Genomic DNA, 20,020 nt, shown 5'->3' on the forward strand with positions numbered 1-20,020 from the left:
AGGCTCATACTCGAACGTTTCAGAAGCCACTTATGGAGATCACCAATGGCCAGCATCAAGGCAAAGACTGCTCAAGAAATCCTGATGAGCGATTTTCAGACTCTGGTCAACGACACCGAACGGTTGCTGGAACACACCGCCACCCTGGCCGGTGATCAGGCCGACGAACTGCGCGACCAGATCCACGACAGTCTGTTGCGTGCCCGCGAAACCTTGCGACTGACCGAAGACTCCCTGCGCGACCGCGGCAAGGCAGCCGTCACTGCCACCGAGGACTATGTCCAGGCCAACCCATGGCAATCGGTCGGGATCGCGGCCGGCGTGGGCTTCCTGATTGGCCTGCTGGCGACGCGGCGCTGATATGGCAATCGGTGAATCCGGTTCGTCCGAGACGGGGCAAAGCTCCTCACCGCGGCGCCTGGGCGCTGCATTCCTGGGCCTGCTGCACAGCCATGTCGAGCTGTTCGGCATCGAACTGCAGGAACAAAAAGCCCGTACCGTAAGCCTGTTGCTGTTTGCCGGGTTGGCGCTGGTGTTTGCGTTGCTGTTGCTGGTGGGGTTGTCGACGCTGGTGCTGATCCTGTTCTGGGACACCTATCGTCTACCGGCCATCATTGGGCTCTGTGTGTTTTACGCTCTCGCCGCCATTTTCTGCGGCCTGCGCCTGAAAGCGGCGATCTTCGATGAGTCCTCTCCCTTCCACGGCACTCTGGAAGAGTTGGCCAATGACCGGGAGCGCCTGCTGCCATGAGCCTGCCTGAACTGCCTCGAAACAGCTCGCGCACAGAGATGCGCAAGGCGCTGATTCGCCTGCGCATGGAAATGCATCGCCAGGAAATCCGCCACGAGTCCGCGCAACTGCTGCAACCCCTGAACCGTGTGCGCGGGATGACGCAAAGCCTGCAGGACGGCTTCGGCATCAAGCACGCTCCACTCTGGGGCGTCGCCGCCGTAACGTTGCTCGGTTTCCTGACCGGCAAAGGCGCAAAAAACGGCGGTGGTCTGAGCAGCCTGACCCGGCTGATTCGGCTTGGCACCACATTGGGGCCCCTGATCAAGCTGATCTTGCAAGGCTCATCGCGTAAATAGCAAACCATCGCAATCTGGCTACATTCTTGCAACACACACGGGCTGCACCTCTTTATCGAGGGGTTCAGCCCTGTTCGCCCACCCGGTGATCAGACTCATTCCAAAAACAAGATCCGCTAAGGAGGCCTCGTGATCGACGGGCAACCGCTCGCTTGCTTTCAGCCGTTCATCGATACCGCTACGGGCCGTATCGCGGGCGTAGAGGCTCTGGGTCGACTGCGACAAGCCGACGGTCAATTGGCTTCAGTGGGTCCGCTGTTCGCCGACCCGCGAACTAACGCCATCATCCTGCGTCGGCTGGACCGCCAATTGCGCGATGACGCCTTGAGGCGTCTGCATGAGGCGCCTTCCGACTGGTTCTTGAGCCTGAACATTTCACCACGCTGGATCAGCCGCCTGCGTCCAGACCAGCCGCTGCCGAGCCTCAAGCAACTGAGCAGTCATGGCATCGATCCACGGCGAATCGTCTTCGAGATCACGGAACTGGGGGGCGATATCCAGCGCCTGGCCCAAGTGGTGACGCGTTACCGTCAGGCCGGCGCACGGATCGCCATCGACGATTTCGGTGCCGGCTACTCTCAACTCGATCGCGTTCTGGCGTTGCAGCCAGACATTCTCAAACTCGACATGCGCCTGTTCCAGGCGGCGGCACTGGGTGGGCCCAGCACTGACGTGGTCAAGGCCCTGGCCTTGATGGCCGAGAAAACCGGTTGCTGGATCATCGCCGAAGGCGTGGAAACCGAAGCCCAACTGAATTTTGCCCTGGAATGCGGCTCACGCTACGTGCAGGGTTTTCTGTTTGCCGGGGCGCAAGAGGATTTCTTCGCCACCAACGCCTTTGTCGAGCGTTTTGCACAACTGCGCCAACGTTATGTTCAGCAAAAGCTGGCCGAGCGTGGTCGCTTGATGAACATGCGCCAGCAACTCGGCGAACTGATGGCGATCCTTCAAGCCTGGGCACAAAACCGCGCCCCGCTCAGCGCCCTGCCCCAACTGGATGCCTTCCCCTGGCTGTTGCGCTTCTATCAATGCGACCGGCACGGAACCCAACTGACGCCAAACCTAGAATGGCGCAATAACGGCTGGGTCGCCGATAACCGTTATCTGGGCCACAACTGGTCGTGGCGCCCCTATTTCTATCATCTGTTGGCCGAGGGCTGGGATGAGCGTCGACTGACCCTTTCCAACACTTACCGCGACGCCACCAGCAATCAGTACTGCCTCACCGCCGGACAATTTTTCGACAATGGCGAACGTTTGCTGCTGATCGATATCGATGCCGTCGGGCTCTAGGAACCGAGACCGCCCGGATGGCGGCAGCTGACTCGACGTTGCAGCGCCCGATGCACCACCATCGCCGGCAAGTCTTGCACCTGCAGGCATGCGTGTTTTTCCCTTGCAGGTCCTGATGCGAACCGGGAAGCTAAAGCAATCAGTCACCTGACGGAGAGAACCAGCCTTGGATTGGCACACCCTGCTTACCCGTGAACGCCTTGGAAAACCGCTGCACAGTCCGGAAGAACTCGGTCGCAGCCCCTTTCACAAAGACCATGACCGCATCATTTTTTCGGGAGCGTTTCGGCGTCTCGGGCGCAAAACCCAGGTTCATCCGGTTTCGAGCAACGACCATATCCACACCCGTCTGACCCATTCCCTTGAAGTGAGCTGCGTGGGTCGTTCACTGGGCATGCGTGTCGGCGAAACCATCCGCGGCGCCCTGCCCGACTGGTGCGAACCCAGTGACCTTGGGATGGTGGTGCAATCAGCCTGCCTGGCACATGACATCGGCAATCCGCCGTTCGGGCATTCCGGTGAAGATGCGATTCGGCACTGGTTCCTGCAAGCCGCCGGCCGTGGCTGGCTGGACGCAATGAGCGAAGCGGAACGAAGTGACTTCCTCAATTTCGAAGGCAACGCCCAAGGGTTCCGGGTGCTGACGCAGCTTGAGTATCACCAGTTCGACGGCGGGACGCGTCTGACCTACGCCACCCTGGGCACCTACCTGAAGTATCCATGGACGGCCCGGCACGCCGACTCGCTGGGTTACAAAAAACACAAATTCGGTTGCTATCAGAGCGAGCTGCCGCTACTGGAACAGATCGCTCACAAACTCGGCCTGCCGCAACTCGAAGAGCAACGCTGGGCACGTCATCCGCTGGTGTATCTGATGGAAGCCGCCGATGACATTTGCTACGCGTTGATCGATCTCGAAGACGGCCTGGAAATGGAGCTGCTGGAATACACCGAAGTCGAGTCCCTGTTGCTGAATCTGGTGGGCGATGACCTGCCGGAAACCTATCGCCAGCTTGGCCCGCAGGATTCGCGTCGGCGCAAACTGGCGATCCTGCGAGGCAAAGCCATCGAGCATTTGACCAATGCGGCGGCCCGGGCCTTTGTCGAGCAACAGGACGCGCTGCTGGCCGGCACTCTGCACGGCGACTTGGTAGAGCACATGCACGGCCCCGCCAAACGCTGCGTGCTGAACGCCAAGGACATGGCGCGCAAGAAAATCTTCCAGGACAAGCGCAAGACCCTGCACGAAATCGGCGCCTACACCACGCTGGAAATCCTGCTCAACGCTTTCTGCGGCGCGGCGCTTGAGCAACACGGTGGCCGGACGCCATCGTTCAAGAGTCGGCGGGTTCTCGACCTGCTGGGCAACAACGCACCCGACCCCAACGGCTCGTTACACACATCGTTCCTGCGCATGATCGACTTCATCGCCGGCATGACCGACAGCTATGCCAGCGACATGGCACTGGAAATGACCGGTAGTTCCAGCCACTGACAAGAACCGGAACATCAGCCATTACGCCCCCCTTAATGGCTGATGTCCCCCGAAAACTGCAAGTGCGCTCAAGGTTAACGGAAATCCCCTACAGCTCCTGTCGAGTGAACTGATCGATTTATCCGCGTTTCCCACGGAACAATCACGCCTACTTTGTTCGATAGAAAAAGCGTGAATAATATGATCAAAGACAATCTGCGCATCTTGTTGGTGGAAGATCACCCGTTTCAGCTCAGAGCCACTCAGTACCTGCTCGAGAGTTACGGCTTCACCCAGCTAACCACCACTGACTGTGCCCAAGGTGCATTGCAACTAATGCTCACCGCAACACAACCGTTTGATATTCTTTTGTGCGACCAATGTCTTCCCGATCTCTGTGGCCTTGATCTGGTCAAATTCGCCAGTCATCGAGGGATGATCAAACAGGCAATACTTCTAAGTAGCCTGACACCCGCCGAACTGGACCAACTTGAACACATGGCAAACACCCATGGACTCCCGTTGCTGGGCTACTTGATCAAGCCTTTGAAACAATCAGAATTCAGAAAATTATTGACCCTGACCCCATAACAAATAACAACAAAAAACCAGCACTAAATATTACAACTAAACCCTAACAAAGTTTATTGATCCTTATAAAAAACCTAGTTGACACGTAGGCCCATTCCTTTTTGCATGTAGGAACATTCCTATAATGGCGCTACGACTACCTCAGTTCATACGTCACCTCAACTATCTGAGCTAAGGTGCGCGCTTTATTTGAGCTTGCATGGAATTTTATTATGAACTCCGTTTTTATTGTCGACGATCACCCTGTCATCCGACTTGCCGTCCGTATGCTGCTGGAACACGAAGGTTATGAAGTCGTTGGCGAAACTGATAATGGGGTCGACGCCATGCAGATGGTTCGCGAATGCATGCCCGACCTGGTCATTCTCGACATCAGCATTCCCAAGCTGGATGGCCTGGAAGTACTGGCCCGCTTCAACGCAATGAGTACCCCACTTAAAACATTGGTATTAACGGCACAATGCCCGACACTTTTCGGTATTCGCTGCATGCAGTCCGGTGCTTCTGGATATGTCTGCAAACAGGAAGACCTGAGCGAACTGATCAGTGCCATTAAAGCAGTATTGTCAGGTTACAACTATTTCCCAAGTGAAGCGCTCAACCCGGTTCGCGGCGATGAAGCGCGTTACGCCGAACTCGAACTGTTCAAGTCAGTAAACGATAGGGAACTGATGGTATTGCAACTTTTTGCCCAAGGCCGCACCAACAAGGAGATCGCCAAAGGCATGTTTCTGAGCAACAAAACTGTCAGCACTTATAAAAAGCGTCTCATGCAAAAGCTCAAGGCCAAATCCCTGGTTGAACTTATCGAAATGGCAAAACGTAACGCTTTGGTGTGAGAAACAGGATGCTCAGTCGTTTAAAGGATTTTCTGATACTCACGACAGCAGGCTTATGCCTGAGCACCTCATTGCTCGCGGCGCAGGATGGTGAGGATTACGTCTTGCTCAGCCGCTCGACGGCCGGAAATCTGGAAGTCCAACTGGATCAATCGCAACGACAATGGGCCAGGAACAAACGTGAATTGGTTCTGGGTACCTCAGCACCGGATTATCCACCGTTCGACCTGACCCTCAGCGGCCACGACTATGAAGGCTTCACTGCCGATTATGCGGGCATACTCGGCAAGGCCACTGGCTTGCCCATCAAGGTTCAGCGCTTCTCGTCCCGGGGAGCCGCAATCGAAGCACTCAAAAGCGGAGAGGTTGACTTGCTCGGCACCGCCAATGGATTCGAAGCGCGCAATGCCGACATCGTACTGTCGATGCCCTACGCGGTGGACCAACCGGTCCTGGTGACACGCGAAGGCGAAACCCGATCACTGACAGACGGCCTTGCCGGTCTGCGCCTGAGCATGGTGTATCACTATCTGCCGCTGGAGGAGGTCAAGGCTCTCTACCCGAAGGCGATCATTACATCCCATCCGTCCTATCAGAACGCGATCAACGCCGTAGCCTTCGACCAGGCGGACGTGTTTCTCGGAGATACCATTTCGACCCATTACATGATCAACAAGGGCTACCTGAACAACATCCGCATGGCCAACTTCGGCAAACACGAAGCCCACGGATTCAGTTTTGCGGTGCACAAGAACAACCCGGAACTGCTCGGTATCATCAATACGACGCTCATGGCGATCCCTGTCAGCGAACGAGAAAACATCGCCAAGCGCTGGAGCGCCGGCAGCGACATTCTGCTCACCGATCACAAGCTGGAGCTCAGTTACGGCGAAGAACGCTGGCTGGCGCAACACCCGGTGGTCCGCGTAGTCGTCAATGAAGCACTCGCGCCACTGACGTTTTTCGACAGTGACGGCAACTTCCGCGGCGTTGCCGCCGACCTGCTTGAACTCATCAGGCTGCGAACCGGCCTGCGCTTCGAGATCCAGCGCAGCCGAAGCGACAGCGACATGATTCAGCGGATCAGAGACAACCAGGCCGATCTGATCGCCGCTCTGCTGCCCAGCGCAAAACGGGAAAGGCTGCTGAATTTCAGTCGACCCTATCTGCAAAACTCCAATGTCCTGTTGACGCGCAAAGCCGCAGACAGCCCTGCCAATCTTACGCAACTCCATGACAAGCGCCTGGCCATCGCCCAAGGTAATCCACTGATAGATTTTTTGCGTACCGAGTTCCCGCAGATAAAACTCGTCAAAATGCCGGACACGTTCAGTGCCGTGGAAATGCTTGCCGAGGGCCAGGCAGAAGGTGCAGTGAGCTCTCTGGTGATCGCCAACTACTTCATCTCATCGCGGCTCTTCGAGCACAGCCTCCAAATCAGCACCACCATCGGCACCGAGCAAGCGACATTCTCCCTGGCCACCGGCCGCAACGCCAAAGAACTCAATGACATCCTCAACAAGGCACTGTTGAGCATCTCGCCGGAGGAACTGGGGATTATCAACAGTCGCTGGCGTGGTTATTCAGCATCCTCACAAAGTACCTGGCGCACCTATCATCGGCTGTTCTATCAAATCGTCATCGGCGCAGGCGTGCTGTTGTTAATTTCCATGGCCTGGAACGCGAACATGCGGCGCCAGATCAATCAACGCAAAGCGGCCGAACGCGCATTGAACGATCAATTCGAATTCATGCGCTCACTGGTCAACGGCACGCCACATCCGATTTATGTACGTGATCGCCAGGGTCTGCTCCAAAGCTGCAATGACAGCTACTTGCAAGCCTTCAGTGCAAAACGCGAAGACGTCATTGGCAAGAGTGTCATTCAAGGCACTATGAGCAACGCCTTCGAAGCCCGGGAATATCAGGCCGATTACCAGCGTGTCGTGGCCGAGGGCACACCCCTGATTCTTGATCGTGAACTGCACATCGGTGGACGCCGGTTGACGATCTATCACTGGATTCTCCCCTACCGTGACTCTAGCGGCGAAGTGCAAGGCATCATCGGTGGCTGGATCGACATCAGCGAACGGCGGCAACTGTTCGATGATCTGCGTTGTGCGAAAGAACGCGCCGACGAAGCCAACCGGGCCAAAAGCACGTTCCTGGCCACCATGAGCCACGAGATCCGCACCCCGATGAATGCAGTGATCGGCATGCTCGAATTGACGCTCAAGCGTATCGAACAGGATCACCCGGACCGTCCAGCCATCGATGTGGCGTACAACTCGGCAAAAGACTTGCTGGAATTGATCGGCGACATTCTCGACATCGCCCGCATCGAATCGGGGCACTTGAGCCTGAGCCCGGAGCGTGTCAATCCGCAGGAAATCGTCGCGTCAGTAGCACGTAACTTCGATGGACTGGCCCACCAGAAAGGACTCGAATTGCGGCTGGAGTTCAACCCGGACAACCCACCGATCGACGTCCTGCTGGACCCGTTGCGTTTCAAGCAAGTGCTGTCCAACCTGGTCAGCAACGCCATCAAGTTTACCGAGCACGGTCAAGTCAGGATTATCGTCGAGCTGCAGCCGTCCGCCGAGCCGGGCCAGGTACGAATGCAACTGCAGGTCGAGGACAGCGGTATCGGAATCAGCGAACAGGATCAGCAACGCCTGTTCGAGCCTTTCGCTCAGGCCGATAACGCCGGACAGTCCGCCAGGGGCGGCACCGGGCTTGGCCTGGTGATCAGCCGCGGTTTGTGCGAAAGGATGGGGGGCAGCCTGCAGTTACGCAGTCAGCCGGGGCTGGGCACTCAAGTGGGCATTACCTTGCACCTGCCCACATTGCCACTTGAACCTGGGCCGAAAGTGGTTGAAACAGACACACCCGCGGCATTAACTCCCCTGAATGTACTGGTAGTCGATGATCACGCAGCCAATCGCCTGCTCATGTGTCAGCAGCTGGAGTTTCTGGGCCATCGATTCAGCGTCGCCGAGGATGGTCAGGCAGGATTCGAGCTATGGAAAGCCGGCACCTTCGATCTGGTCATTGTCGATTGCAACATGCCAGTCATGAATGGTTACGAGCTAGCCCGCGCCATTCGCCGCCAGGAATGCCAAACGCAACAACGCCCGTGCACCGTACTGGGATTTACGGCCAATGCACAGCCAGAAGAAATTCAACGTTGCAAACAGGCCGGGATGGACGATTGCCTGTTCAAACCGCTGACCCTGACGGCCTTGAGTCAATGGGTTGAGGGCATGGAGCCCATGGTCCTCGCCCCCGTTTTCAGCCTGCAGGGATTCGAGCTGATGACGGGAGGCAATCCCGTACTCAACCGACGATTGCTGACCGAGCTGATCAATAGCAATCGTCTGGACCGACAAAGCTTGCTGGCGTTATCCGGGTCCACGGATCCACAGGTTTTTCTCGATATCGCCCACAAGATCAAAGGTGCCGCCCGAATCGTTCAAGCCTCCCGATTGATCGACACCTGCGAAGCGCTCGAAGCGGCCTGCCGCAGCCTGTTCGAGCCCGGCAGGACGGCCGAATGCTGCAAGGCCATCGAGAGCGCCATGCTCGAATTGGACCAGGCATTGCTGCAGCAAATTGGGCAAAACGACGGAAGCAAAATCACAGAGCCTTAACTATGCTTGGACGCTGAGCAGTGCGTTAACCATCATGGAGTGAACTGCATGCCCAACCCACTGCGCCCGGATCAACGGCGGTTTCCCCTGCACGTTCATATCAGCGTGATGTTCACCCTGCTGTTGTTGCTGACCGGGGTGGTGTTGGGCATTTTCAATTACCGTCAAACCACGCAGATCATTCTTTCCAGCAGCGAAAAACTCTTCAATCGCATCGAGCAGGATGTCCGCCTGGATCTGCAGGCGACCTACGAGCCGATACGACATCTGCTCAGCTTGTTGGTGCTCAACCCCGCCGTGCAAGGCTCCGACCTTCAGCAACGCCTGGCGCTGCTCAAACCCTTCAGTCAGTCGCTGCGGGATAACCCGGATCTGGCATCCCTGTACCTGGGCTATGGCAATGGTGATTTTTTCATGGTTCGCCCGCTGCGCGCCCCGCAGCTGAAAACACTGCTCAACGCCCCGGAAGCAGCGGCTTACCAAGTGTGGAGCATCGAGCGAGACACCCTCGGTCAGGCTCATTCCCAATCGTTGTTTTTCGATCAGGACCTGGCCTTCATCAGTCGTCACGAAGACCCCACCGACACCTACGACCCACGTAGCCGCGCCTGGTTTTCAAGCGCCAGCCGCGACAGCACCCAGATCACCACCGAACCCTATGTCTTTTTCTCTACCCACAACGTCGGCACCACGCTGGCCCTGCGCAGCGGCGACCATGCCGTGATGGGCGCCGACCTGACCCTGGAAGAGCTCAGCGCCACCCTGGCCAAACATGTCGTGACGCCCGCCACCGAGATCGTGCTGTTCGATGCCCAGGGCAATGCCATCGCGTATCCCGACAGCAGCCGCCTGATCGTCGACGACCAAACGGCGCGTCTGATCAAGGCCGCCGACCTGAGCCCCAGCCTCGGCGCCCTGCTCAAAAGCCCTCCCGAGGGCAATCGGTTGAATGCCGGCGGTCGCCAATGGATCGTGGCCCGCAGCAGCATGCAGGAAGGCGGTCCACAAGGTCTGCAGTTGGCACTGCTGGTGCCGGAAGACGAATTGCTGGTCGATGCCTACCGCATGCGCTGGCAAGGTGCGCTGATTACTCTGGCGACACTGCTGTTGTGCGTTCCTCTGGGTTGGCTGACGTCCAGGGTATTGGTCAAACCTCTGCGCGCGTTGGTACAGGAAGCGGATGCGATTCGCAGCTTCGACTTCAATTTCCCGCTTTCCCGTCGCTCCCCGGTGCTGGAAGTCGATCAACTGAGCGTGTCGATGGCGCGCATGAAAGACACTCTGGCAAGCTTCTTCCAGATCACCGACAGCCTGAGCGCCGAGACCCGTTTTGCGCCGCTGATGGAGCGGGTGTTATTTGAAACCGTGAAAATCGGCCAGGCCCAGGCCGGTCTGATTTACCTGCGCGAAGGTGACGGTGATCGCATGGAGCCCCAGGGCCTGGTCATCAATGACACCGCTGAAACGCTGTCATCATTCGATATCCACGGACATGATCTTCAAGACCCGAAAACTCCAGCCTGGATGCAACAGCTTTCGACCGCCGACAATGTCGTCAGCCATATCGGCTTCGAACAGGCGGGGGATTTGCAAAAAGTGTTGCTCGCACTGGCTTGCCCCCGGGTTCATCTGATCGGTATCCGCTTGCACAATCGTCATAACGAAACCGTGGGCCTGCTGGTGTTTTTATTGGCCGACAGCGGTAACCAGAGTGACCTGGAAAAACTTCGGCCCGACCGTATCGCGTTTCTGCAGGCGGTGTCCGGTGCGGCAGCCGTGAGTATTGAAAGCCAGCGCCTGCAAGCCCGACAAAAAAACCTGCTGGATGCCTTCATTAAACTGCTGGCCGGCGCGATCGACGCCAAAAGCCCCTACACCGGAGGGCATTGCCAGCGAGTACCCGCCCTGGCACTGATGATTGCCCAGGCTGCCGCGGCCAGCCAGGATCCAGCCTTCAGCGGTTATCGCCCCACCGAGGATGAATGGGAGGCGCTGCACATTGCAGCCTGGTTGCATGACTGTGGCAAGGTCACCACCCCTGAATACGTCGTCGATAAAGCCACGAAACTGGAAACGCTGAACGACCGCATCCACGAAATCCGCACCCGTTTCGAAGTGCTCAAGCGCGATGCCTGGGTCCACTATTGGCAAGCCGTTGCAATGGGGGGGGAAGAGCAAGACCTGTCGCTACTGCGCGATGCCACGCTGGCGGCACTCGATGATGATTTCGCCTTTATTGCCCGGTGCAACCTTGGCGGTGAAGCCATGGCAGAAGCCGACCTGCAACGACTACGCAGTATCGGCCAACGCACCTGGACCCGAACCCTGGATGACCGGTTGGGCGTTTCCTGGGAAGAGAACCGGCGTCAGGAACTCACCCCGGCACCGACACTGCCGGTCAGCGAGTCGCTGCTGGCGGACAAACCCGAGCATTTGTTCGAACGCATCGACGCCGAACTCATTGCCCCGGAAAATCCCTGGGGATTCAAGCTCGATGTGCCGCGCTACAAATACAATCGCGGCGAGCTCTACAACCTGAGCATTGCCCGAGGCACCCTGACGAACGAAGAGCGCTACATCATCAATCATCACATGGTGCAGACGATCCTGATGCTCAACCACCTGCCCTTCCCCGGCCACCTGCGCAACGTTCCGGAAATCGCCGGAGGCCATCATGAAAAAATGGACGGCACCGGTTATCCCAAACGCTTGAAGCGCGAAGACATGAGCCTGCCGGCGCGGATGATGGCGATTGCCGATATTTTCGAGGCGCTGACTGCTGCCGACCGCCCCTACAAGAAAGCCAAGCCCCTGAGCGAAGCGCTGGGCATCATGGCCAACATGTGCCGGGACGCTCACATCGATCCGGAATTGTTCGGGCTGTTCATCAACGACCACATCTATCTGCGCTACGCCGAGCGTTTTCTCGACCCACGGCAAATCGATGCGGTCGATGCGTCAAGCCTGCTGATCAAGGCAGGCTTGCGGGTTTGATCAGCAATCGGTCAGGCGCAGGAAAATCGCCGCCAGTTGCTCGATGCCGGCCTGATCCTCTGCGGTGAAACGCGCCAGTTTCGGGCTGTCGAGGTCAAGTACGCCAATCAAACGACCGTCCTTGACCAGCGGCACGACCAGTTCGCTGTTCGAGGCGCTGTCACAGGCGATATGCCCTGGAAACGCATGCACGTCTTCGACCCGTTGACTCTGCAAGGTCGCTGCCGCCGTTCCGCAAACACCGCGGCCGAACGGGATCCGCACGCAAGCGATCTGCCCCTGAAACGGGCCCAGCACCAGTTCTTCATTGCGATTGAGATAGAAGCCGGCCCAGTTCAAGTCATCGAGCTGATTGAACAGGAAGGCCGAAAACTGTGCGGCATTGGCGATGAAGTCCCGCTCGTCCGCCAGCAACGACTCAAGCTGCGCGTGCAGCATGCCGTAGCCTTCGAGGCCCTGGCCGCTCTTGTGTATATCGATCATGCCTTGTGCTCCAACAGTTTCAGCCCAACCCAATAGCGGGCAAATTGATACGCGCAACGTCCGTTACGATTACCGCGCCCGGTGGCCCAGCGCACCGCAAGGATGTCCAGTTGCTCGTCACGTTGCCACTTGAGGCCGGCCTTGTCCGCCAGTTGGCCGATCCAGTGTTCGACCACGTTGAGGAAATGCTCCTGGGTGAACGGATAGAACGACAGCCACAGTCCGAAGCGATCCGAGAGCGCGATCTTGTCTTCCACCGCCTCGCTGGGATGCAGTTCGCCGTCGACCCGCTTCCAGTTTTCGTTATCGCTTTCCTTTTCCGGCACCAGGTGGCGACGGTTGGACGTGGCGTATAGCAAAACATTATCCGGTGCTTGCTCAAGCGAACCGTCGAGTACGCTCTTGAGTACGCGATAATCACCTTCGCCCGACTCGAACGACAGGTCATCGCAGAACAACACGAAACGTTGCGGCAGTTTGGCGATTTGTTCGACGACGCGCGGCAAATCGGCCAGGTGATCGCGCTCGATTTCGATCAGACGCAAACCCGCCTTGGCGTGCTCGGCCAGCAAGGCGCGAACCAGCGAGGATTTACCGGTACCGCGCGAACCCCAGAGCAATGCGTGGTTGGCCGGCATGCCATCAAGGAACTGTTGGGTATTGCGCCCCAGTTGCTCCACTTGGCGATCGACGCCGATCAGGTCGGAAAGACGCATGTCGAGACTGACTTCCAGGGGCAACAGAAAGCCGCTGCGTCCCTCACGCTGCCAGCGCGCCGCCAGGCTCTGGGTCCAGTCGATGGCATGCCGAGGGGTGGGCAACAGTGGCTCGATACGAGCCAGAACGGCATCGGCGCGTTCAAGAAAAGCATTCAATCGGGAATCCACGTCTTTTCCTCGGGCACGTTCACAGTAATGATGGCGATACAGCGACGAAACATGGCAGGCGACGAGCCGCTAGCCCTGTGTGCAAGGGCTCGCCAGGCACATCGGAATCCATGCATGATCGACTATGCTTGAGCAGCGAAGGGAAACGGAAGTGGTTCAACACCCCATGGACATTAAATTCACCAACCGACTGTCTTACAAACAAGCGCGGCTTACCGTGCTGGTCGGGTTCATTCTGGGCATGCTGCTCAGCCTGCTGCAAATAGGCATCGATTATGCCAGTGAAGACGCTTCCATCAACCGCGAAATACAGTCTTTACTGGAAATCAGCCACAACCCCGCGTCCCGCATCGCCTATAACATCGATGCCGAACTGGCTCAGGAACTGACACTGGGCCTGCTGCGCTCACCCGCGATCATTGGCGCGAAACTGACGGACAACAACGGCAACGTGCTGGCCAACGTCAAACGCCCGGGCCTGCAAAGCGGCTATCGGGTGCTCAGCGACTTCCTGTTTGGTGCCGATCGCCAGTTCGAAGACCGCTTGTATCTGGATCACTTGCCGAACGAATCCCTGGGCACGCTGCAACTGGACGTCGACACTTACTCCTTCGGCTACCGTTTCCTGCGTCGGGCCGAGGTGACCCTGCTTAATGGCTTCGCCCGTAGTCTGATCCTGTCGGGCATCCTGCTGGCGCTGTTCTACGTGATGCTGACCAAACCATTGGTGCGCCTGATCCACGAACTCAGTGGCCGCGATTCGCGCAGTATGGAGCCGACGTCACTGGAATGTCCGGCGGGGCACGCCGACGATGAAATCGGCGTACTGGTGAAAGTGGCCAACCAGCAGTTTGAAAATGTCGCCACCGAAATCCAGCAGCGGCGCAACGCCGAAAACCGCCTGACCGACTATCTCGGTCAATTGGAAAACATCGTCTCGGCCCGCACGGCGGAACTCAAGGCGATCAATGCGCGGCTCAGCCAGTCCAACCAGGAACTGGAGACCGCTCGCAGCACTGCCCTGGACATGGCTGAAGCACGCTCGGCGTTCCTGGCCAACATGAGTCATGAAATTCGCACGCCCCTCAATGGCCTGCTGGGAATGATCGCGCTGTCCCTCGACGGCCCGCTGAATCCCGAGCAGCAGCAACAACTGTCCATTGCCCATGACTCGGGCAAGGTTCTGGTGGAGTTGCTCAACGATATCCTTGATCTGTCGAAGTTCGATGCCGGTCAGTTGGAACTCGAACACATCCCGTTCGACCTCGCCTCGCTGATCGAAGACACCGCCAACCTGCTGTCGCAGAACGCCGCGCCGAGTGTCGAACTGACCTGCCTGATCGAACCGCAGTTTCCGGCGCTGGTGCTCGGCGATCCGACCCGGGTCCGGCAAATCGTCAGCAACCTGCTGTCCAATGCACTCAAATTCACCCGGTTCGGTCGGGTCGATGTGCGTCTGTCTACCTTTGACGACGGCGTCAGAATCGAGGTCTGCGATACGGGCATCGGTATCCCGCAGGACGCACAGGTCAAGATTTTCCAGCCCTTCACTCAAGCCGGTGCCGGCATCACCCGGCAATTTGGCGGCACCGGGCTGGGGCTGGCCCTGACCTACAACCTCTGCGAAGCCATGCAGGGCCGCCTCACCATCAGTTCGGAAGCGGGTTTCGGCAGCCAGTTCTGCGCAGAATTGCCACTCCCCCGTCACACCCGGGCACTCGCCATCCCGGCGCTGCAAGGCAGAGTGGTTGCAATCACTGCGGCCAGCAGCGGTTTGGCGGAATTGCTCGGCAGCTTGTTGCCAGGATGGGGGCTTGAATATCATCAGTGCGCCATCGATGCCCCTTTGACCGGATTGGCGCCCGACGTGCTGATTACCGATTGCCCCGAATGCCTGTTCAACCTGCGTCCCACTTTCACCGCGCCAATTTTGCTGGTGACCGCTTACGGCAGTTTCATGCCCAGCGACCAGGTCAGCGCCCTCGCCCCCCTGCAACAACAGGCACGCCCCTTGGCACGCAACGCACTGCACCAGACCTTACGGCGAATCCTTCAACCGGATACCAGCATCGTCAATGCCCCCCCTATCGACACCCATTCACCGCAACGACGCGGACGGGTGCTGCTGGTTGAGGACAACCCGGTCAACCAACTGGTGGCCAAAGGCATGCTCGGGAAACTCGGCTGCGATGTCACCGTCGCTGCGCACGGTGCCGAGGCGCTGGATCAGCTGGAGTACAAGGAATTCGATCTGGTGCTGATGGACTGCAACATGCCGGTGATGGATGGCTATGAAGCCAGCCGGCAAATCCGCCGCAGCGGACGCTGGCCACAACTTCCCATCGTCGCCCTGACCGCCAACGCCATGTCCGAGGAACGCGAACGATGTCGTGCTGCCGGTATGAGCGACTACCTGGCCAAACCCTTCAGCCGTGAAGAACTGGCTGCCCTGCTCGACGTGTGGATCCCCCTTACGACAGAGTCTTGATTTGCCCCAACAGATGGTCGAGGCCATCGCGCAGCTGATTCAATCGATCCAGATCCACACCGCTGTCGCAAAGCAGGCGAGCCTTCAGTGGCCCGACCCGATCGCGCAGCGCCAGACCGATTGGCGACAGGCTCAGGTGCACCTCACGCTCATCCCGCGCCGAGCGTTGACGCTGCACAAGTTGCAACTGCTCCAGACGCTTGAGCAGTGGAGTCAGCGTGCCCGAATCCAAGGCCAGGCGTTCGCCCAGCGCCTTGACCGTTGGCTGTTCGGGTGCTTTTTCCTGCCATTCCCACAACACCAGCATGACCAGGTATTGCGGATAAGTCAGACCCAACTGATCGAGCATCGGCTTGTAAGCACGAATCACAGCACGGGAAGCGGCGTATAGCTTGAAGCAGAGCTGGCTGTCGAGATTCAGCGAATCGACTGACAAGCTGTTCATTTGAGCAAGGCTTCAATCTCGCGGCTCAGGTCCTGCGGCTTGGTCGCCGGGGCGAAACGCTTGACCAACTGGCCGTCCTTGCCGATCAGGAATTTGGTGAAATTCCACTTGATGCCCTGGGAGCCGAGCACGCCCGGCGCGCGCTTTTTCAACTGGACGAACAGTGGGTGAGCGCCGGCGCCGTTGACGTCGATTTTCTTGAACAGCGGGAAACTCACGCCGTAGTTGAGCTCGCAGAACTCGCTGATCGCTCCTTCGCTGCCCGGCTCCTGCTTGCCAAATTGGTTGCAGGGAAAGCCCAGCACGACCAGGCCTTGATCCTTGTAGGTCTGCCACAGCTCCTCAAGGCCTTTGTATTGAGGCGTGAAACCGCACTTGCTCGCGGTATTGACCACCAGCACGGCTTTACCGGCGAAATCCGCCAGGGTCTTTTGCTCGCCCTTGATGGTGGTGCAAGGGATGCTCAGCAGGTTATCGCTCATGTTTGAGGTACCGATTGAAGGGAAGTAACCATAAAGTAGCGAGCAATTGAATTGCATGCAATTTAATTAATCAATCGACTCTGCTCATTCGGTAGAACCCGAACCTGCAGGCGCTGGCTTGTCAGCGCCTGCAGGGCATCCCTACACCCCGGATCAGTCTCGAGGGACGAGGTCCAGGCACACCGAATTGATGCAGTAACGCAGGCCGGTCGGTGGCGGGCCATCTGGAAATACGTGTCCCAGGTGCGCATCGCATTTGGCGCAGACCACTTCAGTGCGGATCATGCCGTGGCTGACATCGCGAATCTCGATCATGGCGCTGTCGGCGATCGGTTCGTAGAAACTTGGCCAGCCGCAACCGGAGTCAAACTTGGTCCTGGAGTCGAACAGCGGCTCGTTGCAGCAGATGCAGTGGTAGACACCGTCGGTTTTGGTGTCGTTGTACTTGCCGGAGAACGGGCGCTCGGTGCCCTTGAGCCGGCATACGTTGTACTGCTCCGGATCGAGCATGGCTTTCCATTCTTCCAGGGTTTTTTCCAACTTTTCCATCGTCACACCTCAGCAGCTGAAAAAGCCCGATCTGTATCTTTTCCACGGATCGGGCGGCACGTATGATTGCGCCTCGTCAAACGCCAGTCTGGCAGCCAGACCACGCGCATTCAAACGGATTTATGGGTGCTGCCTCTCAAGGCTTCAGACCTGTGATTACGCAGGATTCCCAGTACGGTTGGTCATTCGCCGCCTGGATCGTTCATTTTCGGGAACACATCGCCATGCAGGTCAGCAAATCGAACAAGCTCGCCAACGTCTGCTACGACATTCGCGGCCCAGTGCTCAAGCACGCCAAACGCCTGGAAGAGGAAGGCCATCGCATCCTCAAGCTGAACATCGGCAACCCGGCGCCCTTTGGTTTCGAAGCGCCGGACGAAATCCTCCAGGACGTCATCCGCAACCTGCCCACCGCCCAGGGTTACAGCGACTCCAAAGGCCTGTTCAGCGCACGCAAGGCCGTCATGCAGTACTACCAACAGAAGCAGGTGGAAGGTGTCGGCATTGAAGACATCTACCTGGGCAACGGCGTTTCCGAACTGATCGTGATGTCGATGCAGGCCCTGCTCAACAATGGTGACGAAGTGCTGGTCCCGGCGCCGGACTACCCGCTGTGGACCGCCGCGGTCAGCCTGTCGGGCGGAAGCCCGGTGCACTATCTGTGCGACGAGCAGGCCAACTGGTGGCCGGACCTGGCCGATATCAAGGCCAAGATCACCCCGAATACCAAGGCGCTGGTGATCATCAACCCGAACAACCCCACCGGTGCGGTGTATTCGAAAGAAGTGCTGCTGGGCATGCTGGAACTGGCCCGCCAGCATAATCTGGTGGTGTTCTCCGACGAGATCTACGACAAGATCCTGTACGACGACGCCGTGCACATCTGCACGGCATCCCTGGCACCAGACTTGCTGTGCCTGACCTTCAACGGTCTGTCCAAGTCCTATCGGGTGGCCGGCTTCCGTTCCGGCTGGATCGCCATATCCGGCCCCAAACACCATGCCCAGAGCTACATCGAAGGCATCGATATGCTGGCCAACATGCGCCTGTGCGCCAACGTGCCGAGCCAGCATGCGATCCAGACCGCACTGGGGGGATATCAGAGCATCAACGATCTGGTGTTGCCGCCAGGACGCCTGTTGGAGCAGCGCAATCGCACCTGGGAACTGCTCAACGACATTCCGGGCGTGAGCTGCGTCAAGCCGATGGGCGCGCTGTATGCGTTCCCGCGTATCGATCCGAAAGTCTGCCCGATTCACAACGACGAGAAATTCGTCCTCGACCTGCTGCTCTCCGAGAAGCTGCTGGTGGTGCAAGGTACGGCCTTCAACTGGCCATGGCCTGACCATTTCCGCGTAGTCACCCTGCCGCGCGTGGATGATCTGGACATGGCCATCGGGCGCATTGGCAACTTCCTGAAGTCCTATCGCCAATAAGCGGATTTTCACCGTGCGACGCCCTGACGGGTCGCACGGTGATTCATTCAGCAACATATGTTTGCGTCCTGCGGCTCACCGACGCCTCAACTCCACACCTGTACCCACTTGCCGGCCTACGACTAGCGGCGACGGGGCTCGGGGCGTCCAATGGCCTACAAACTCTTCCTGCCGAAACCTCGGAAATGCCCTTCAAGCAGCTAAGCTGTTGCCGTAAGACACAGTTTGAAATAGTCACTTGGTTGAATACCCCGGTGCAGCACCTTATATACCCCGCAGTACGCTACATCTTTAGCAAAAGGAGATTTCTACAACCATGATGCGCATCCTGCTGTTTTTGGCCACTAACCTGGCGGTCGTGCTGATTGCCAGCATCACCCTGAGCCTTTTCGGCTTCAACGGGTTCATGGCGGCCAACGGGGTTGATCTCAACCTCAATCAGCTGCTGATTTTCTGTGCGGTCTTTGGTTTCGCCGGTTCCCTGTTCTCGCTGTTCATCTCCAAGTGGATGGCGAAGATGAGCACCAGCACCCAGATCATTACCCAGCCACGCACCCGTCACGAGCAATGGCTACTGCAAACGGTCGAGCAATTGTCCCGCGAAGCCGGGATCAAGATGCCCGAAGTCGGGATTTTCCCAGCCTACGAAGCGAACGCCTTCGCCACCGGCTGGAACAAGAACGACGCTCTTGTCGCAGTCAGCCAGGGTTTGCTCGAACGATTCTCGCCCGATGAAGTGAAAGCCGTACTGGCCCACGAAATCGGCCACGTGGCCAATGGCGACATGGTCACGCTGGCACTGATCCAGGGCGTGGTGAACACCTTCGTAATGTTCTTCGCACGGATCATCGGCAACTTCGTCGACAAGGTGATCTTCAAAAACGAAGAAGGTCAAGGCATCGCCTACTACGTGGCGACCATCTTCGCCGAACTGGTGCTGGGTATCCTCGCCAGCGCCATCGTCATGTGGTTCTCGCGCAAACGCGAGTTCCGCGCCGACGAAGCCGGTGCACAACTTGCCGGTACGGCTGCGATGATCGGCGCCCTGCAACGCTTGCGTGCGGAACAGGGGCTACCAGTGCACATGCCGGATACCCTGAACGCTTTCGGCATCAACGGTGGCATCAAACAGGGCTTCGCCCGCATGTTCATGAGCCACCCGCCGCTGGAAGAGCGCATCGATGCTCTGGCTCGTCGCCGGGGCTAAGCGATTCAGTGGCAAACAAGAAGGCCCGCAGTGATGCGTAATGCTGTTCACTTAAGCATTTGAGTCAAAGCCGGGCTTCCTAGAAAATCCGATGCCAGACCTCTGGCATCGGA

17 protein-coding genes are annotated in these 20,020 nt (G+C 58.0%); 12 read left to right on the top strand and 5 right to left on the bottom strand.

What is annotated here, in order from left to right; genetic code table 11:
* The first annotated feature begins 45 nt into the window (after positions 1 to 45).
* The 9 genes from JQF37_RS25360 to JQF37_RS25400 all read left to right on the top strand — a co-directional run bounded on the left by JQF37_RS25360 (position 46) and on the right by JQF37_RS25400 (position 11,930).
* Positions 46 to 360: a YqjD family protein gene (locus tag JQF37_RS25360; protein WP_047527230.1), complete on the top strand. Its 315-nt coding sequence runs from the start codon at positions 46 to 48 to the stop codon at positions 358 to 360.
* A 1-nt stretch (position 361) separates the two neighbouring features.
* Positions 362 to 751: a phage holin family protein gene (locus JQF37_RS25365; protein WP_130211396.1), complete on the top strand. Its 390-nt coding sequence runs from the start codon at positions 362 to 364 to the stop codon at positions 749 to 751.
* A complete protein-coding gene (locus JQF37_RS25370; RefSeq protein ID WP_130211397.1) occupies positions 748 to 1,089 on the top strand; it encodes a hypothetical protein in 342 nt (113 codons plus the stop codon). Before JQF37_RS25365 ends, JQF37_RS25370 begins: the two co-directional genes overlap by 4 nt.
* Positions 1,090 to 1,218: 129 nt before the next feature.
* Positions 1,219 to 2,382 (top strand): EAL domain-containing protein, encoded by a 1,164-nt coding sequence (locus JQF37_RS25375; RefSeq protein ID WP_130211398.1) that lies wholly within the window; start codon positions 1,219 to 1,221, stop codon positions 2,380 to 2,382.
* Between the two features lie 166 nt (positions 2,383 to 2,548).
* On the top strand, positions 2,549 to 3,877 hold the full coding sequence (locus tag JQF37_RS25380; protein ID WP_130211399.1) for a deoxyguanosinetriphosphate triphosphohydrolase: 1,329 nt from the start codon (positions 2,549 to 2,551) through the stop codon (positions 3,875 to 3,877).
* A 180-nt stretch (positions 3,878 to 4,057) separates the two neighbouring features.
* Entirely contained in the window at positions 4,058 to 4,447 is a 390-nt protein-coding gene (locus JQF37_RS25385; protein ID WP_130211406.1) for a response regulator, read from the top strand.
* Positions 4,448 to 4,659: 212 nt separating this feature from the next.
* A complete protein-coding gene (locus tag JQF37_RS25390) occupies positions 4,660 to 5,286 on the top strand; it encodes a response regulator transcription factor (RefSeq protein WP_047527217.1) in 627 nt (208 codons plus the stop codon).
* 8 nt (positions 5,287 to 5,294) lie between these two features.
* A complete protein-coding gene (locus JQF37_RS25395) occupies positions 5,295 to 8,936 on the top strand; it encodes a transporter substrate-binding domain-containing protein (protein ID WP_130211400.1) in 3,642 nt (1,213 codons plus the stop codon).
* Positions 8,937 to 8,984: 48 nt separating this feature from the next.
* Positions 8,985 to 11,930, top strand: a complete 2,946-nt coding sequence (locus JQF37_RS25400; RefSeq protein WP_130211401.1) for an HD domain-containing phosphohydrolase — start codon at positions 8,985 to 8,987, stop codon at positions 11,928 to 11,930.
* On the opposite strand, the gene JQF37_RS25405 is transcribed toward JQF37_RS25400, so the two are convergent.
* Together JQF37_RS25405 and JQF37_RS25410 are read right to left on the bottom strand one after the other, a co-directional pair.
* Entirely contained in the window at positions 11,931 to 12,413 is a 483-nt protein-coding gene (locus JQF37_RS25405; RefSeq protein ID WP_130211402.1) for a GAF domain-containing protein, read from the bottom strand.
* Entirely contained in the window at positions 12,410 to 13,300 is an 891-nt protein-coding gene (locus JQF37_RS25410) for an ATP-binding protein (RefSeq protein ID WP_103405335.1), read from the bottom strand. Before JQF37_RS25410 ends, JQF37_RS25405 begins: the two co-directional genes overlap by 4 nt.
* Positions 13,301 to 13,466: 166 nt before the next feature.
* Between JQF37_RS25410 and JQF37_RS25415 the strand changes: the two genes are divergently transcribed.
* Complete coding sequence (locus JQF37_RS25415; protein ID WP_275424146.1) at positions 13,467 to 15,788, top strand: response regulator; 2,322 nt, start codon at positions 13,467 to 13,469, stop codon at positions 15,786 to 15,788.
* Here the strand turns inward: JQF37_RS25415 and JQF37_RS25420 are convergent.
* The 3 genes from JQF37_RS25420 to msrB all read right to left on the bottom strand — a co-directional run bounded on the left by JQF37_RS25420 (position 15,772) and on the right by msrB (position 17,264).
* Positions 15,772 to 16,233: a MarR family transcriptional regulator gene (locus JQF37_RS25420; protein WP_130211404.1), complete on the bottom strand. Its 462-nt coding sequence runs from the start codon at positions 16,231 to 16,233 to the stop codon at positions 15,772 to 15,774. The genes JQF37_RS25415 and JQF37_RS25420 overlap by 17 nt on opposite strands.
* Entirely contained in the window at positions 16,230 to 16,715 is a 486-nt protein-coding gene (locus JQF37_RS25425; protein ID WP_103405332.1) for a glutathione peroxidase, read from the bottom strand. Before JQF37_RS25425 ends, JQF37_RS25420 begins: the two co-directional genes overlap by 4 nt.
* A gap of 153 nt (positions 16,716 to 16,868) precedes the next feature.
* The gene (msrB, locus tag JQF37_RS25430; RefSeq protein WP_130211405.1) at positions 16,869 to 17,264 is read right to left on the bottom strand and encodes a peptide-methionine (R)-S-oxide reductase MsrB; all 396 of its coding nucleotides are present in this window, start codon (positions 17,262 to 17,264) and stop codon (positions 16,869 to 16,871) included.
* Positions 17,265 to 17,488: 224 nt separating this feature from the next.
* On the opposite strand from msrB, the gene JQF37_RS25435 reads away from it, so the two are divergent.
* Both JQF37_RS25435 and htpX read left to right on the top strand, forming a co-directional pair.
* Positions 17,489 to 18,700, top strand: coding sequence for a pyridoxal phosphate-dependent aminotransferase (locus tag JQF37_RS25435; protein WP_047538412.1), 1,212 nt, complete (start codon positions 17,489 to 17,491; stop codon positions 18,698 to 18,700).
* Positions 18,701 to 19,016: 316 nt separating this feature from the next.
* On the top strand, positions 19,017 to 19,907 hold the full coding sequence (gene htpX, locus JQF37_RS25440) for a protease HtpX (protein ID WP_047527200.1): 891 nt from the start codon (positions 19,017 to 19,019) through the stop codon (positions 19,905 to 19,907).
* Positions 19,908 to 20,020: the final 113 nt, after the last annotated feature.

Source organism: Pseudomonas sp. MIL9 (assembly GCF_016887925.1).
Lineage (GTDB): Bacteria > Pseudomonadota > Gammaproteobacteria > Pseudomonadales > Pseudomonadaceae > Aquipseudomonas > Aquipseudomonas mohnii.

Excerpts from the sequence above, each read along its gene's own strand:
- JQF37_RS25360 (WP_047527230.1), top strand. The coding sequence starts at position 46 with ATGGCCAGCATCAAGGCAAAGACTGCTCAAGAAATCCTGATGAGCGAT.
- JQF37_RS25365 (WP_130211396.1), top strand. The coding sequence starts at position 362 with ATGGCAATCGGTGAATCCGGTTCGTCCGAGACGGGGCAAAGCTCCTCA.
- JQF37_RS25370 (WP_130211397.1), top strand. The coding sequence starts at position 748 with ATGAGCCTGCCTGAACTGCCTCGAAACAGCTCGCGCACAGAGATGCGC.
- JQF37_RS25385 (WP_130211406.1), top strand. The coding sequence starts at position 4,058 with ATGATCAAAGACAATCTGCGCATCTTGTTGGTGGAAGATCACCCGTTT.
- JQF37_RS25390 (WP_047527217.1), top strand. The coding sequence starts at position 4,660 with ATGAACTCCGTTTTTATTGTCGACGATCACCCTGTCATCCGACTTGCC.
- JQF37_RS25395 (WP_130211400.1), top strand. The coding sequence starts at position 5,295 with ATGCTCAGTCGTTTAAAGGATTTTCTGATACTCACGACAGCAGGCTTA.
- JQF37_RS25400 (WP_130211401.1), top strand. The coding sequence starts at position 8,985 with ATGCCCAACCCACTGCGCCCGGATCAACGGCGGTTTCCCCTGCACGTT.
- JQF37_RS25405 (WP_130211402.1), bottom strand. The coding sequence starts at position 12,413 with ATGATCGATATACACAAGAGCGGCCAGGGCCTCGAAGGCTACGGCATG.
- JQF37_RS25415 (WP_275424146.1), top strand. The coding sequence starts at position 13,467 with ATGGACATTAAATTCACCAACCGACTGTCTTACAAACAAGCGCGGCTT.
- JQF37_RS25420 (WP_130211404.1), bottom strand. The coding sequence starts at position 16,233 with ATGAACAGCTTGTCAGTCGATTCGCTGAATCTCGACAGCCAGCTCTGC.
- JQF37_RS25425 (WP_103405332.1), bottom strand. The coding sequence starts at position 16,715 with ATGAGCGATAACCTGCTGAGCATCCCTTGCACCACCATCAAGGGCGAG.
- msrB (WP_130211405.1), bottom strand. The coding sequence starts at position 17,264 with ATGGAAAAGTTGGAAAAAACCCTGGAAGAATGGAAAGCCATGCTCGAT.
- JQF37_RS25435 (WP_047538412.1), top strand. The coding sequence starts at position 17,489 with ATGCAGGTCAGCAAATCGAACAAGCTCGCCAACGTCTGCTACGACATT.
- htpX (WP_047527200.1), top strand. The coding sequence starts at position 19,017 with ATGATGCGCATCCTGCTGTTTTTGGCCACTAACCTGGCGGTCGTGCTG.